Source organism: Nocardioides segetis, assembly GCF_051390595.1.
Taxonomy (GTDB): domain Bacteria; phylum Actinomycetota; class Actinomycetes; order Propionibacteriales; family Nocardioidaceae; genus Nocardioides.
In genome coordinates, this window is the sequence record NZ_JBNINR010000002.1 from 468309 (window position 1) to 481426 (window position 13118).

Sequence of the window (13118 nt, forward strand, 5' to 3'; positions counted from 1 at the left end):
CGGCGCGATCCGCTCACAGCCGCGGGTCGACCGGTTCGGACTCGAGCGCCAGGACGGCGAACACCGCCTGGTGCACCTTCCACAGCGGCTCGCGGCCCACGAACGCGGTGAGGGCGTCGAGGCCCAGTCCGTGCTCGCGCAGTGCCAGCTGGCGCTTCCTGCCCAGGTGCCGCTGACGCAGGACGTCGAGGGCGCCGGTGTAGTCGGGCCCGTAGACCAGGCGCAGGTACTCCCGGCCGCGCACCTTCAGCCCCGGCTGCACCCGCGTGTCGACGAGGTGGGCCGGCTTGACGACCATGCCCTCGCCGCCGGCCGCGGTGAGATCGAGCCACCAGCGGGTCGCCGCGTCGCGATCCGCCGCTGACGTCAGGTCGACCCGTCGGTGTCGGGTCGGCGTGATCAGATCACCCTCGAGCGCGGCGAGCTGCTCGAGATGCCACGGGTGCGGCTCGGTGTGGGCGAGCACCCGGCCCTCGGCCGCCAGCACCTGGAAGGGCGCCACCGTGACGCCGTCGAGGCCGTCGGTGGGCCGGCAGTACGCCGCGTACACCTCGCGGAACGCCGCCGCATCGGCCTGTCGGCGAGCCATGCGATCGGCCGCCGCCGCGACGTCGAGCCCGCGGGCCGCGGCCCGGGCGAGGACGTCCGCCGCCGCCGGCAGCGCCTCGCGGGCGGCGGCGCCCACCGCGGCGTACTGGTCCTTGATCAGGCCCAGCGCCTTGGCGGACCAGGGCAGCAGCTCGCAGTCGAGCACCAGCCAGTCGGTGTCGAGCGACGCGAACAGCGGGGCCGCGGCGACCCGCAGCCGGTCGACCAGCGCGCCCGTGACGGCGGCATCGGCGAAGAACGGCCGGCCCGTGCGGGTGAACACCGTCCCGGTCGATCCGTCGGCGATGCCGAAGCGACGCTCGGCCACGCCGGCATCGCCCGCGATCACGGCGATCGCGCGGGAGCCCATGTGCTTCTCCTCGCACACGACCTCGGTGACGCCCCAGCCGGCGTACTCGTCGAACGCCTGGGCCGGGTGCTCCAGGAAGCCGTCCTCCGTCGCCGTCGCGACCGGCGACATCGTCGGCGGCAGGTGGACCAGCCAGCGCGGATCGACCGCGAACCGGCTCATCACCTCCAGCGCCGCGGCGGCGTTCTCCTCGGGCACCTTGACCTTGCCGGCATGCGGCGAGTCGATCCAGCGGGCGCCGGCGACGTCGTCGATCGCGAGCACCGAGGGATCCCGGTCGCCCGCCGCGGGCGCCAGCGGGCGGACCGGCTCGTACCACTCCTGCTCGGCGGGCACCGAGACCAGCCGCCGCTCCGGGTAGCGCAGCGCGGTGAGGGCTCCGCCGAACACGACGCCGGTGTCGAGGCAGATCGTGTTGTTGACCCACTCGGCGTCGGGCACCGGGGTGTGTCCGTAGACGACCATCGCCTCGCCGCGGTAGTCCCGCGCCCACGGGTAGCGCACGGGCAGGCCGTACTCGTCGGTCTCGCCGGTCGTGTCGCCGTACAGCGCGAACGCCCGGACCCGGCCCGAGGAGCGCCCGTGGTAGGCCTCCTTGAGCCCGGCGTGCGCGACGACCAGGCGGCCGCCGTCGAGGACGTAGTGACTGATCAGGCCGTCCATGAAGGTCAGTGCCCGCGCACGGAAGTCCTCGGGCTCGGCGGCGAGCTGGTCGAGCGACTCCGCCAGTCCGTGCGCGACCGTGACCTTCGCGCCCTTCAGGGCGCGCACCAGCTTGGCCTCGTGGTTGCCGGAGACGCACAGCGCAGTGCCGGCGGCCACCATCCCCATGACCAGCCGCAGCACGCCGGGCGTGTCGGGCCCACGGTCGACCAGGTCGCCCACGAACACGGCCAGCCGGCCGTCGGGATGGGTCGCACCGACGGCGGCGCCGCTGTCGTCGTACGTCAGCAGCCAGCCGAGCTCGGCGAGGAGCGTGCGCAGCTCGGACGCGCAGCCGTGCACGTCCCCGATGACGTCGAACGGACCGGTCACCTCGCGCCGGTCGTTCCACGACCGCTCCCGGACCACCGACGCGGCGGCGATCTCGTCGGGCCCGCGCAGCACGTGCACGCGCCGGAAGCCCTCCTTGCGGATCCGGCCGAGCGAGCGCCGGAGGTCGCGGTGCTGCCGGGTGATCACGTGCCTGCCGAAGTCGCGGTCCGGCCGGCTCGCGTTGCGCGCCACCGCCACCGCCTCGGGTACGTCGAGCACGATCGCGTCGACCAGCACGTCGTGGCTCTTGGCGAGCCGCACCAGCTCGGCCCGCGCGGCCTGTTGGACGTTGGTCGCGTCGACCACCGCGAGCAGGCCGCGGCGCAGCCGGGTGCCGACGATGTAGTTCAAGACGTCGAAGGCGTCCGCCGTCGCCGACTGGTCGTTCTCGTCGTCCGCGACCAGTCCGCGGCAGAAGTCGCTGGACACCACCTCGGTCGCCTTGAAGTGCTCCCGTGCGAAGGTCGACTTGCCGCTCCCGGAGACGCCGACCAGCAGCACGAGGCCCGTCGCGGGGACGCGGAGCTCGATCGCTCCGGCGGCGGGCTCAGTCATCGGCACGCTCCTCTCGGGTGAAGATCGCCAGCTGGGTGGGGGCTCCGTAGGTCTGGTCCACCTCGCCGACACCGTGCCGCTCGACGGCGTATCCGTACGCCGCCGCGATCCGCTCGCACCACGCGGCGAACTCCGCGCGGTCCCACTCGAACCGGTGGTCGGGATGCCGCAGGCCGTCGAGGCCCTCGTAGAGCACGTTGTACTCCCGGTTCGGCGTGGTGACCACGACCGCTCCCGGGCGGGCGGCACCGAAAACGACGCGCTCCAGGGCGGCGAGCCGCGGCGGGTCGACGTGCTCGACGACCTCCATCAGCACCGCGACGTCGTAGCCGGCGAAGCGCGGGTCCTCGTAGGTCAGGGCGCCCTGGAACAGCTCCAGCCGGCCGGCCTGGCGCTCGGTCATCCGGTCGACACGCAGCCGCCGGGCGGCGTACTGCAGCGACCGCGCGGAGACGTCGCAGCCCGCGACCCGCTCGATGCCGGGCGTCCTCAGCAGGCGGTCCAGCAGCTGGCCGGGCCCGCAGCCGAGGTCGATGACGGAGCGGGCGCCGAGGTCCGCGATCGCGCGCAGCACGGCGTCGTGGCGCTGCCGGTTGAGCGGCACGCGTCGCTCCTCGGGCTGGCGCGCCTCCTCCTCGGCGGCCTCCGGATCCGAGCCCTCCTCCGCGGCACCGTCGAGCTCGGCCAGGCGGGCAAGCGCGATGCGGGTGAGACCGCCGCGGCGACCCAGATAGCGCCGCGTGATCAGCGTCCGGTCCGGGTGGGTGGCCAGCCACTCGCCGCCGGAGCGCAGCAGCTTGTCGACCTCGTCGAGTCCCTGCCAGTAGTGCTTGGACTCGTCGAGGACCGGCAGCAGCACGTGCAGCTGGCCGAGTGCGTCGGCCAGCCGCACCTCCCCCGTGAGCGTCAGCCGCAGGTAGCGGGAGTCACCCCACTCCGGGAAGCCCTCGTCGAGCGGGATCGGCTCGGCGTCGACCTGCCAGCCGAGCGGCTCGAACAGGCGGCGCGCGATCTCCGCGCCACCGCGGCACGGCAGCACCGGGATCGAGAGCTCCAGCGGGATCGCCCGACCGGCCAGCTCCGGCCGGGCCTTGCAGATCCCGCTGCGGGCGGTGCCGAACACGTCGGCCAGCGCGACGCCGAGCAGGGAGGAGGCGGCGTACGACCGGTCGTTGACGTACTGCGCCAGGCTGAAGTCGGGTGCGTTCCGCCCCACTCGCCGGGCCAGCCGCACCGGGTCGACCTCCAACATCAGCGCAGCCGTGCACCGCTCCTCCCCCGCCTCCGGGTAGAGCACGGTCGCGGTCCCGAAGGACTGTTCGAACTCCTGGACCCGGTCGGGGTGCTTGTGCAGCAGGTAGCCCAGGTCCGTCGCCGGTCGGTGGGTCGTCGAGATGGTCAGCAGCACGTCGTCATCCTGCCCGGCGCCGCAACGGGTTTACGCCCGGCCGGGAGAGCGGGCAGCGTGCGTCAGCCGGCGAGCGCCGCGACGTACCGCTCCAGGTAGAGCGGCCAGCCGCGCGGGTCGTCCACCCCGTCGCGCACGGACTCCCAGCCGGCGCCGTGCCGATCGAGGTGCCGGTGCTCGAGCTCGACCCGGGTCCGGTCGGGACCCTCCGCGACGAAGCGGACCTCGACCTCGCTCGCCTCGGCCGGGTCGGTGACGACCTGCCAGGTGGGCGAGATGTCCCAGCTGATCACGAAGCGGTGCGGCGGGTCGAAGGCGAGCACCCGTGCCCACCGGCAGACCGAGCCGTTCTCGCCACGGTCGTAGACATGCCCGCCCACCCGGGTCTCGAAGACGGTCTCCGCGATCGCCTCGGGCGCGAGCAGGTTGTGCTCACGCGGCTTGATCCGGTCGAACTGCTCGGTGAACACCCGGAAGGCGCGCTCGGCGGGCGCCGCCACCGTCACCTCGAAGCGCACCGCCGTGCCCTGCGTCGTCTCTGTCATGTCGTGCTCCGATCCTCCGGCTCGCCCTCGACGAGCTCCTTGAAGTTGGCCAGCGTCGCGCTCCAGAAGCCCTCGAGCTCTGCCCGCAGCGCCTGCAGGCCCGCGGGATCGGCGGAGTAGATCCGCCGCGTCCCCTCGGGTCGCACCCGGACCAGGGCGGCGTCCTTGAGCACCCGCAGGTGCTGGGACACCGCCGGCCGGCTGACCGGCAGCTCGCCGGCCAGGTCGGTGACCGAGCGCGGTCGCCGGGCAACCCGCGCGAAGATGTCGCGCCGGGTCGGGTCGGCCAGCGCCGTCCACGCGTCGACGGTGTCGGTGGTCACGCAACGTAAGTTACCACTTACGCATCAGTCCCGCCAGGCGCGCGGACCGCCACCATCCGGTCGCACCCGTCGCGCCGCGGTGATTCCGCGGGTCGGCTGACGCGCCGGTCAGCGGCCCGGCAGCACGAAGGTTGCGAGCCATGCCTCGAAGACCGTGCCGGCCACCTTCCGATTCGCCTCGGCGGTCTCGGCCAGCTCGTCGAGGACCCGCTGCGTGCCCGCCGCGCCGTAGAGCCGCTCGAGCGCACTGCGGTACGAGTCGACGACGGCCCACTCCGCGGCGAGCCCGGCGCCGACCTCGACGTGGAACTGCACGCCGTAGGCCGAGCCGAGCGCGAACACCTGGTTGTCGTACACCGCGGAGGCCGCCAAGCGCCGCGCCCCGGCCGGCAGGTCGAAGGTGTCACTGTGCCACTGGAAGACCGAGAAGCGGTCGGGCAGCAGGCCGAACACCGGGTCGCCGGCCGCGTCCTCGGTCAGCTCGACGTCGTAGGTGCCGACCTCCGGGGCCGGGCCGGTGTAGACGCGGGCGCCGAGGGCGGCCGCGAGCAGCTGGGCGCCGAGGCACACCCCCCAGTACGGCACGCCGGCGGCGACCGCACGCGCGATATAGGCGCGCTCCGCGGCCAGCCACGGATGTGCGACGTCGTCCAGGGCGCCCATCGGGCCGCCCATGACGATCACCGCCGCGAAGTCGTGGTGGTCCGGCAGCGGCTCGCCCTCGTCGAGCTCGACGCGGTGCACCCGGTACCCGTGCGCGTCGAGGATCTCCTCGTAGGTGGCGGGCGGCTCACAGCTGATGTGCTGCAGCACGAGGACGGTGGAGCGCTCGGTCGGGTTCATCTTCTCCGTCTTCTCAAGGGGCGCCGGCCTGCTCCTGCGAGCGGGCCGGGCGGGGTTGTTAGAGTCCGGGCGGGTGGCTCACGAATGCTTCTACCGTTCGTGAGCCACCCGTGTGCTCCCGGGCGGTTCGGGTCACTCCGGCCGCTTCTACCGGCCGGCGGGGGTCAGTACATCCGGAAGTACTCGCGCTGCTCCCAGTCGGTGACCTCGTCCTGGTCGTCCGCGAGGCCGTCGGCGGCGAGCGCCTCGGTGTAGCGGCGCCACTCGTTGCGCTTGAGCCGCAGGTAGTAGTCGACGAACTCGTCACCGAACTCCTTGCGGAACAGCGCGCTCTGGTCGAGCTCGTCGGCCGCCTCGGCCAGGCTGCCGGGCAGGCGCGGCAGGCTAGTGTCGTGCGGGTCGACCGACATCGGGCCCGGGTCGATGCCCTCGTCGATGCCGTTGAGGCCGGCCACCAGCTGCGAGGCGATGTAGAGGTAGGGGTTGGCCGCCGGCTCCCCGACCCGGTTCTCGAAGTGGGACGCCGGGTCGTCGACGTCGCCCAACACCCGCAGGTAGGTGCCGCGGTTGTCGGCCGACCATGTGGCCCGGTCCGGCGAGAGCGAGAACCGCTCGCTCAGCCGCTTGTAGCCGTTGACGGTGGGCGCGGCGAAGATCGTCGTCGCCGGTGCGTGCGCGAGCAGCCCGCCGGCGTAGGCGCGGGCGAGGTCCGAGACGATCGTGTCGCCGCTGGTCGCCATGAACGCGTTGGTCGCGCTCGCGGTGTCGAAGATCGACTGGTGCAGGTGCCAGCCGCTGGCGTCGAAGCCGGACAGCTTGGGCGCGCACATGAAGCTCGCGTGCAGGCCCTGCCGCGCGCTGATCTGCTTGGCCGCCGTCCGGAAGAGGACCATCGCGTCGGCGGCAGCGAGCGCGTCCATCGGGGCGAAGGTGAACTCCATCTGCCCCGGCCCCGACTCGTGCTCGGTGGTGCGCAGCGGGAGGCCGAAGGCCGTGATCGCGCGGCGCAGCTCGCGGATGTGCTCCTCGGCCTCGTCGCAGAGGTTCTCGCTCATGAACTGGTAGCCGAGGTTGAGCGGTGCGACGACCGGCGCCTCCCCCGGGCTGCCGAAGCCGCCGATGGCGTCGACCTCGTAGCGGCGGTCGACGAGGTGGGTGAGGTACCACTCGACCTCCAGCCCGACGACCATCTGCAGGCCGCGCTCGGCCAGCCGGGCGAGTGCCTGCTTGAGCAGCAGCCGCGAGGAGTACGGCAGTGGGGTGGCGGACTTCAGGTACTCGTCGGCCAGGATCCAGCCGGTGCCCGCGCACCACGGCAGCACCTGGAAGGTGTCTGGATCCGGCACGAGCAGGAAGTCGGCCGCGCCGGTCATCCCCTCGTTGCCGAGGCCGCCGCCCTCCTCGAACGGGTTGAACACCAGGTCCAGGCCGGTGTCGAAGATGACGCCGCCGGGGCTGGTGTCGATGCCGTTGCGCATCGTGGACCGGAAGGCCGCCGGCGACAGCGACTTGCTGCGGGTCAGCCCATGCGGGTCGACGTACACGACCCGGATCACGTCGAGGCCCTGCTCGTCGACGGCGGCCAGCACCTCGTCGGCCCTGCGCTGCTGGTCCGCCGACCACAGCCCGTGGTCGGCGATGAAGCCCACGCGGCCGGTGGCCAGGTCCTCCAGGCGGGGGTTGGTTCGTTGGTTCATCGGCCTTCGTCTCCTTCGGTTGGGTGGTCGATGTGCGGGTCGAGGCCGGGATAGTCGGGACGCCACGGCCGGTTGGCCTCGAAGTCGGAGGCCGTGGCGAGCACGTCGCCGTCCCGGTGCAGCAGCCCCACCAGCTGGACGCCGAGCGGGAGGCCCGCGCGGCTGAGTCCGGCCGGGACCGAGACGGCGGGCTGCCCGGTCAGGTTGAAGAGGTAGGTGAACGGCGTCCAGCCGAGTCCCACCACGTCGGCCGCCGCCTCCTCCGGCGGGGCGTCGAGCCCCAGCGCGAACGCCGTGCTCGGCATGGTCGGGGTGAGCAGGACGTCGAAGGCCGCCATCTCCGACCGCATCCGCTGGCGGAGCTCGGCGCGGCCGGCGTGGGCGGCGGCCAGGTCGTAGGCCGAGAGGGTGCGGCCGTACCGGATCAGCGCGAGCAGCCCGGGATCGAGGCGGTCCGCGACCCGCTCGAGGTCGGCGCCGTAGGACACCGACTCGTGGCCGGCCCAGAGGGTCATCATCGTGCCCAGCTGGTCGGGGAGGTCGAGGTCGAGCTCGACGACGTCGTGGCCGGCCCGCGCGAGTACGGCGGCCGCGGAGCGGGTCGCCGCGCAGGCCTCGGGGCCCGCGCTCGCGAAGCCGAGCGAGGTCGCCATCCGGATCCGCAGCGGCCGCCGCGGCGTCGGTACGTCGGCGCCGCTGCCCGGCACGCTCGTCGGGTCCCGCGGGTCGTAGCCGGCCATGTGGCGCGCCGCGGTCGCCGCGTCGGCGACGGTGCGGGTCAGCGGGCCGACGTGCGAGAGCCCCTCCGGCGACGGCGGGTGGTACGGGATCCGGCCGAAGGTCGGCTTGTAGCCGACGACACCGCAGTAGGCCGCCGGGATCCGGACGCTGCCGCCGCCGTCGGTGCCCACGGCGATCGGGCCGAGCCCGAGCGCTGCCGCCACCCCGGCCCCGCCGCTGGAGCCGCCCGAGGTGAACCGTGGGTCCCAGGGGTTGGCGCTCGGACCGATCAGCCGGTTGCCGGCGTCGCCCTTCCAGCCGCCCTCGCTCGTGTTGGTCTTGCCGACCACCACGGCGCCGGCGGCGCGCAGCCGGGCGACGGCCGGCGCGTCCTCGTCGGGCACCTGGCCGGCGGTCAGCAGGGAGCCGCGGGTGGTGCGCAGCCCCGCGGTCCGCAGCAGGTCCTTGATCGTCACCGGCACCCCGAGCAGCGGCCGGGCCGGCTCCTGCGCGCCGCGTGCGTAGCCGTCGTCGGCGACCCGCGCGGCGGCCCGGGCGCCGTCCGGGTCGACGGTGAGGAAGGGCTTGAGGTCCGCGAAGCGCTCGGCCCGGGCGAGCACCTCCTCGAGGACCTCCGAGGGCGAGAACTCCCGCGAGCGGAAGCCGGCGAGGAGCTCGTCGACCGAGCGGAAGGCCAGCTCGGCTCCCGTCGCCCGCTCCGCGGGTGCGAGACGGCTCATGCGCTCGCGACCTCCAGCGTCGCGACCGGCCGGCGAACGGTCGCCACGGCGACGAAGACCACGACCACCGCGACCTGGGCGGCCACGACCACGCCCGTCGGCACGTCGTCCCAGCGGCCGGTCAGCATCAGCGCGCCGGGGAGGGTCGTGGTCGTGAAGGCCTGGAGCACGGTGAGCCAGCCGGTCGCCACGGTCAGGCTGTCGAGACCGGCGGCCAGGACCAGGAAGAACGCGGAGAAGAGCACGGCCCACGACAGCCAGATGGCTCCGAACTTCGGGTCGTCGAACCTGTCGAAGTTGACCCAGGCCAGCATCAGCGAGACCAGCACCGCCCAGCCGCAGTACCACCCCAGGCCCTGGCCGGGCAGATCGCGGAAGCTGTTGAGGGCGACGTAGAGGTAGGTGAAGGCGAACAGCAGGAAGCCCGCGCTGCCCAGGACGGTCGACAGCTCCGCCTCGCTGCCGCCTGCGACGGGCAGGGCGGTGACGCCGACGGTCGCGACCAGGGTGAGGCCGATGAAGAGGTTGATCGGCGCGGTGTCCTTGGGGCTGAGCCGCCCCAACAACCCGAGGCCGTTGCACAGCAGGACGGAACCCACGAAGAAGAGGGCCAGGCTACTCATAGCGAAACTCCTTGATGATCGTGCTGAGGGAGGACGAACGTGCCGAGCCACGTCGTGATGAGGGCGCGCGCCAGCAGGTGGCCGGCGGGCGCGTGGGCGGCGGTCGGGGCCAGGACGGCGTCGACGAAGCCGGCGCCGTGCCGGGCCCGCAGCTCGGCCGCGAAGGAGGGGTGCTCGGCCCAGGTGCGCACCGCGTCGAGCCCGACCTCGGCGTGGAACTGGACGCCGTAGGCCGAGCCGACGGCGAAGGCCTGGTTCTCGTAGAGGTCGGAGCCGGCCAGCCGGCGCGCCCCCTCCGGGAGCGTGAACGTGTCCCGGTGCCACTGCAGGACCGGCATCCGCACGGGCAGCATCGCACCGACCGGGTCGTCCTCGGCGCCCGCGGCCCGGACCAGGTCGTGCATGCCGAGCTCGGGCCGCTCGCCGCGCCGGACGTCGCCGCCGAGCGCGGCGGCGAGCAGTTGGGCGCCCAGGCACACCCCCCACACGGGTACGCCGGCCGCGACCGCCGCGGCGAGCAGCCGTCGCTCCTGCGCCAGCGCCGGCAGCACGTGGTCGTCGAGCGCGCCCATCGGCCCACCCAGCGTCACGATCGCCCGGCAGCCGGCGAGCGCCGGCAGCGGGGCGCCCGTGTGCAGCGCGACGTGCTCGACCGGCGCACCGCACGTGGCCAGCACGTCGCCGTACGCACCCGCCGGCACCGCGGGGTCGTGGTGGATCACGAGGATCCGGCCAGACCAGTCCATTTTGGCACCTCCATCACCTGTCCGATTGGCCGAGGTGTCGGTATCGTTGCGATGTGACAGGGGTCATGCAAGAGGCCAATTCGAGGTAATGGACGTCACATGATGGATCTGTCCGCGGCGCTGACCGCCGAGCTGAGCACCCGGCTGCGCCAGGACGGGGAGCGGCACCGGATCGTCAGCGACACGCTGCTCGAGCTGATCCGCGACGGCCGGATCGCGGCCGGGCAGCGGCTCCCCGCCGAGCGGCGGCTCGCCACCGCGCTGGGCGTCTCGCGCACGACCGTGGTCCGCGCCTACGCGAGCCTGGAGGCGATCGCCGTCCTCGATCGCCGGGTCGGCAGCGGCAGCTACGTGACCTCGACGCCCGGCGCCGCCACGCTGCCGCGGATGATGGACCTCACCGACGGCACCGCCGACCGGGAGCCGGCGCACAGCCGGGGCCTGATCAACCTCTCGATCAGCACGCCGGCCGTGCTGGGCGAGATGCGCGAGGCGATCCGCGCGACCGCCGACGAGGTCTTCGCCCGCGCCATGCTCGCGACCCAGCACACCGAGGGCGAGCCGGAGCTGCGCGCCTGGGTCGCCGCCTGGTACACCCGGCGCGGCCTGCCGACCGACCCCTCGCAGGTCCTGATCACCGCCGGCGCCCAGCAGGGGCTCGCGATGAGCACCCAGCTGCTGCGTCGCCGGACCGCGCCGTTCGTGGTCGAGGCGCCGACCTACCTCGGCCTGCTCGACCTGGCCCGGATGCGCCGCGCGCGGCTGCTCAGCGTGCCCGCCCTGACCGACCCCCAGCGCATCGCGGCCGCCGCCGAACACGTCGCCGGCCAGGCCCAGCCGCTGTTCTACGTGATGACGACCTGCCACACCGTGACCGGGCACTCGATGCCCGCCGGCGACCGCGAGCTGCTGGCCCGGCTGGTGCAGGACAGCGGCGGCCTCGTGGTCGACGACGACATCCTGGCCGACCAGCTCTTCGAGCCCGAGACCGCGCCGCCCCTGGCCGCCTTCCTCGACGAGCGGCGGGTGATCACGGTCGGCGGCACCAGCAAGCTGCTCTGGGACGGGCTGCGGGTCGGCTGGCTGCGCGCGCCGCAGTCCCTGATCCAGAGCCTGGTCCGGATGAAGAGCGCCTACGACCTCGGCACCTCGGTCATCTCCCAGCTGGTCGCCCTCGAGCTGCTCCAGCGGGCCGACGAGATCGCCGCCCGCCGGGTGGAGGAGGCGCGGACGAAGCTCGAGCTCACCACCTCGCTGCTCCGCGAGCGGATGCCGGAGTGGACCTGGCAGCAGCCGCACGGCGGCCGCTCACTGTGGGTGGAGCTGCCGGCGGGCAGCGATGCCGCGCGCTTCGCCGCCCAGGCGGTCGGCGGCGGCGTCGCGGTGGCGACCGGCGAGACCTTCACCGGCAACGGGTCGCACCGCGACCACCTGCGGATCGGCTTCGTGCAGCCGGCTCCCGCGCTGACCGAGGGGCTCGCCCGGCTCGCCGCGACCTGGGCGGCCTATGGGGACAACGTCGAACGGTCCGCGACCAGGCCGGCCAGTCGGCGTACCCCTTCGGCGATCTGGGGCTCGGACGCCGCACTGTAGGACAGCCGGACGTACGGCGCTGGCGGCTCGTCGACGAAGTAGTGCGCGCCGTCGCCGACGAGCACCCCGGCCGCCTGGGCCGCGGTCGCGAGGCCGCCGGTGTCGATGCCCTCCGGGAGCCGCACCCACAGGTGGATGCCGCTGCGCGGCGGCCGGGTCGGACGCAGGTGCGCGCCGTGGGCGTGCAGGTGGGCGACCATCGCGTCGCGGCGCTCGGCCAGCCGGGAGCGCAGCAGCTTGAGGTGGCGCGGCCAGGCGGGCGAGGTGAGCAGGCCGAGCGCGGTCTCCTGGAGGAGCGCCGGCACGCACATGTCCTCCGCGATCCGGGCGGTCCGCAACCGCTCCCCCGCCGGGCCGCGAGCCACGACGGCGGCGACCCGCAGGCCGGGGGCGACGACCTTGGTGAGCGTGGCGATCGCGACGACGTGCCCGTGCGCGTCCTCGGTGAGCAGCGGCGGCGGAGGCGGGCCGTCGAGCCCGAGATGCCGGGCCCAGTCGTCCTCGACGACGAAGGCGCCGTGCTCGGCGGCGAGGGCCAGCACCTGTGCCCGCCGCTCCGCACCGAGCACCGCGCCCGTGGGGTTCGCGCAGCCGGGCTGGAGGTAGACGACCCGGGCCCGGGTCCGCTCCAGCGCGTCGGCGAGCAGGTCGGGACGGATCCCGTCGAGGTCGGCCGGCACCGCGGCGAGCTCGAGTCCGGCGGCCTGGGCGGCGAGGACCATGCCCGGGTAGGTCGGGCTCTCCGTGATCACGGTGTCGCCCGGCTCGGCCAGGGTCCGCAGCACGAACACCAGCGCCTGCTGGCCGCCTGGCACGACGAGGACGTCGCCGGGCTCGGCGCCGTACTCCGCGGCGAGCACGCGGCGCAGGTCGGGCAGGCCGACGACGGGCACCATCGACCAGGCGCGGGTCCCGCGGGCGGCCCGCGCCGCCTGGGCCCGCAGCGCCTCGGCCGGCTGCAGCTCGGCCGCGGTGTAGCCCCAGGAGAGCTGGATGTCCTCCGCATCGCCGTGGGCACCCAGCCGGGCCGCGCGCCGGGGGTCGATCCGGGCGCGCCCGAGGGCCGGGGACTGCCAGCTGTAGTCCGGATCGGGCCGGGCCCGGCGGCCCGCGACGAAGGTGCCCCGGCCCGGCTCGGCACGGATCAGGCCGAGCGCGGCGAGCCGGGCGAGGGCGGCGGAGACGGTCGCGGCGCTGGCCGCGAACTCCCGGGACAGCTGCCGGACACCGGGCAGCCGGTCGCCGACCGCCATGGTCTCGGTGCGATGACGCAGGATCTCCGCGAGAGCAGCAGCTCTGTTATCGTCATTCATGAAAGCAGTAGATAACGTT

At 74.0% G+C, this 13118-nt stretch carries 11 protein-coding genes; 1 reads left to right on the forward strand and 10 read right to left on the reverse strand.

Features of this window, described 5'->3' with window-relative positions; genetic code table 11:
- Positions 1-13: 13 nt before the first annotated feature.
- From ACPZVR_RS05915 to ACPZVR_RS05955, 9 genes are all read right to left on the reverse strand, one after another.
- Positions 14-2548, reverse strand: coding sequence for a polynucleotide kinase-phosphatase (locus ACPZVR_RS05915; protein WP_436698644.1), 2535 nt, complete (start codon positions 2546-2548; stop codon positions 14-16).
- Complete coding sequence (locus tag ACPZVR_RS05920; RefSeq protein ID WP_436698645.1) at positions 2541-3956, reverse strand: 3' terminal RNA ribose 2'-O-methyltransferase Hen1; 1416 nt, start codon at positions 3954-3956, stop codon at positions 2541-2543. Before ACPZVR_RS05920 ends, ACPZVR_RS05915 begins: the two co-directional genes overlap by 8 nt.
- Before the next feature lie 62 nt (positions 3957-4018).
- On the reverse strand, positions 4019-4501 hold the full coding sequence (locus tag ACPZVR_RS05925) for an SRPBCC family protein (protein WP_436698646.1): 483 nt from the start codon (positions 4499-4501) through the stop codon (positions 4019-4021).
- Entirely contained in the window at positions 4498-4824 is a 327-nt protein-coding gene (locus tag ACPZVR_RS05930) for an ArsR/SmtB family transcription factor (RefSeq protein WP_436698647.1), read from the reverse strand. The genes ACPZVR_RS05925 and ACPZVR_RS05930 overlap by 4 nt, the downstream gene beginning before the upstream one ends.
- A 108-nt stretch (positions 4825-4932) precedes the next feature.
- Entirely contained in the window at positions 4933-5667 is a 735-nt protein-coding gene (locus tag ACPZVR_RS05935; RefSeq protein ID WP_436698648.1) for a type 1 glutamine amidotransferase, read from the reverse strand.
- A 164-nt stretch (positions 5668-5831) separates the two neighbouring features.
- Complete coding sequence (locus ACPZVR_RS05940; RefSeq protein WP_436698649.1) at positions 5832-7364, reverse strand: glutamine synthetase family protein; 1533 nt, start codon at positions 7362-7364, stop codon at positions 5832-5834.
- Complete coding sequence (locus ACPZVR_RS05945; RefSeq protein WP_436698650.1) at positions 7361-8824, reverse strand: amidase; 1464 nt, start codon at positions 8822-8824, stop codon at positions 7361-7363. The genes ACPZVR_RS05940 and ACPZVR_RS05945 overlap by 4 nt, the downstream gene beginning before the upstream one ends.
- A complete protein-coding gene (locus ACPZVR_RS05950; protein ID WP_436698651.1) occupies positions 8821-9447 on the reverse strand; it encodes an AmiS/UreI family transporter in 627 nt (208 codons plus the stop codon). The genes ACPZVR_RS05945 and ACPZVR_RS05950 overlap by 4 nt, the downstream gene beginning before the upstream one ends.
- Positions 9444-10193, reverse strand: a complete 750-nt coding sequence (locus tag ACPZVR_RS05955; protein WP_436698652.1) for a type 1 glutamine amidotransferase — start codon at positions 10191-10193, stop codon at positions 9444-9446. The genes ACPZVR_RS05950 and ACPZVR_RS05955 overlap by 4 nt, the downstream gene beginning before the upstream one ends.
- A 99-nt stretch (positions 10194-10292) precedes the next feature.
- Between ACPZVR_RS05955 and ACPZVR_RS05960 the strand changes: the two genes are divergently transcribed.
- Complete coding sequence (locus ACPZVR_RS05960; RefSeq protein WP_436698653.1) at positions 10293-11786, forward strand: aminotransferase-like domain-containing protein; 1494 nt, start codon at positions 10293-10295, stop codon at positions 11784-11786.
- Here ACPZVR_RS05960 and ACPZVR_RS05965 read toward each other — a convergent pair.
- On the reverse strand, positions 11699-13099 hold the full coding sequence (locus ACPZVR_RS05965; protein WP_436698654.1) for an aminotransferase-like domain-containing protein: 1401 nt from the start codon (positions 13097-13099) through the stop codon (positions 11699-11701). The genes ACPZVR_RS05960 and ACPZVR_RS05965 overlap by 88 nt on opposite strands.
- Positions 13100-13118: the final 19 nt, after the last annotated feature.

Coding starts and splice junctions, on each gene's coding strand:
- ACPZVR_RS05940 (WP_436698649.1), bottom strand. CDS start 7,364: ATGAACCAACGAACCAACCCCCGCCTGGAGGACCTGGCCACCGGCCGC.
- ACPZVR_RS05955 (WP_436698652.1), bottom strand. CDS start 10,193: ATGGACTGGTCTGGCCGGATCCTCGTGATCCACCACGACCCCGCGGTG.
- ACPZVR_RS05915 (WP_436698644.1), bottom strand. CDS start 2,548: ATGACTGAGCCCGCCGCCGGAGCGATCGAGCTCCGCGTCCCCGCGACG.
- ACPZVR_RS05925 (WP_436698646.1), bottom strand. CDS start 4,501: ATGACAGAGACGACGCAGGGCACGGCGGTGCGCTTCGAGGTGACGGTG.
- ACPZVR_RS05965 (WP_436698654.1), bottom strand. CDS start 13,099: ATGAATGACGATAACAGAGCTGCTGCTCTCGCGGAGATCCTGCGTCAT.
- ACPZVR_RS05950 (WP_436698651.1), bottom strand. CDS start 9,447: ATGAGTAGCCTGGCCCTCTTCTTCGTGGGTTCCGTCCTGCTGTGCAAC.
- ACPZVR_RS05945 (WP_436698650.1), bottom strand. CDS start 8,824: ATGAGCCGTCTCGCACCCGCGGAGCGGGCGACGGGAGCCGAGCTGGCC.
- ACPZVR_RS05960 (WP_436698653.1), top strand. CDS start 10,293: ATGATGGATCTGTCCGCGGCGCTGACCGCCGAGCTGAGCACCCGGCTG.
- ACPZVR_RS05935 (WP_436698648.1), bottom strand. CDS start 5,667: ATGAACCCGACCGAGCGCTCCACCGTCCTCGTGCTGCAGCACATCAGC.